This is a genomic window from Rothia sp. (in: high G+C Gram-positive bacteria), from assembly GCF_030540545.1.
Lineage (GTDB): Bacteria > Actinomycetota > Actinomycetes > Actinomycetales > Micrococcaceae > Rothia.
The window spans coordinates 1-1,223 of record NZ_JAUNVZ010000068.1 but is presented as its reverse complement, the minus strand read 5'-3'; the positions used below and the strand labels follow the sequence as shown (position 1 = coordinate 1,223).

The 1,223-nt window shown below is 58.2% G+C and carries 1 protein-coding gene and 1 pseudogene; both read left to right on the top strand.

Going from position 1 to position 1,223, the window contains the following annotated elements; genetic code table 11:
* Positions 1-225: 225 nt before the first annotated feature.
* Positions 226-783, top strand: coding sequence for a ribosome recycling factor (frr, locus tag Q4P78_RS08975; RefSeq protein ID WP_303340027.1), 558 nt, complete (start codon positions 226-228; stop codon positions 781-783).
* Positions 784-801: 18 nt separating this feature from the next.
* A pseudogene (locus Q4P78_RS08970) lies at positions 802-1,223 on the top strand (phosphatidate cytidylyltransferase); the annotation flags it as partial.

The window sequence follows — 1,223 nt, the reverse complement described above, 5'->3', positions numbered from 1 at the left end:
ACTCGCTAGGTGCCGCGCTATTATACAGCGGCGTCTTGCCCCATCGCACCGACACACAGGCGCAAAGAGTCGCCGCGAAGGCCGTGGGGCGACTAAACTATAACTACAGGCATCGCTCAAGTACCCGGGCACCATCGTAGAGTCCGCCCGTACCGCTGGAAGCCGCCACGAAAATAATGTTCAGATTCGGCTCGCGCCGACTTCACCCCCAGAAGGAGATCCGAAGTGATCGAAGAAACCCTTGCCGAAGCTGGCGAGAAGATGGACAAGACTGTTGAAGCTGCTAAGGCTGAGTTCGCTAAGGTGCGTACGGGCCGCGTAAACCCGGGCCTGTTCAGCTCGCTCACCGCCGATTATTACGGGGCACCCACCCCGCTGCAGCAGCTTGTTTCGTTCAATGTTGAGGACGCCCGCACCGTGAAAATCGTGCCGTTTGACGTGACCGCCCTCGCCGCTATCGAGAAGGCGCTACGTGACTCGGATTTGGGTGTTAACCCCAGCAACGATGGGGTGGCTATCCGCGTGGTGATGCCAGAAATGACCGCTGAACGCCGTAAAGAATACACGAAACTGGTGAACCATAAGGCCGAAGAGGCCCGCATTTCGGTGCGTAATATTCGCCGTCACGCCAAGACCACCATTGATAAGTACGTCAAGGACGGTGAAATCGGTGAAGATGACGGGGCACGTGCCGAGAAGGAACTGGATGCCCTCACCAAGAAACATGTTGATACTATTGACGAGCTGTACAAGCACAAGGAATCCGAACTGCTAGAGGTTTAGCGGGAGCCGGTACCAACGATGACAGCAGAACCCGAAAGCACCGGGGAATCCCCCTCACTACCGCAGGTAAAGCCCACGTCAAAGGCTGGGCGGGACCTGCCCGCCGCCATTGGCGTGGGGGTGGCTTTCGGGGTGCTTCTTCTCTTGGGGCTGTTCTTCCCGCCCGTGATGGTTTTTACTGCCGCGCTAACCGCTGGGGTGGGTGCATGGGAAGTCGCTCATGTTTTGAACGATAAGCGCGGGCACGGCATCCCCGCCGTCGCGACCGGAGCGTTGACGGTGATGACCGTTGTCGCCTCATATATTCATGGGGTGCTTGGGCTGGTTATGTGTACTGCGGTATCGGCAGTTATTCTGCTGGTGTGGACCCTGCTTCTGAGTGGACGTAGGCGCACCGCAAACATCCCGGCGGCCACCTTCGGGGTTCTTGGGACCCTACT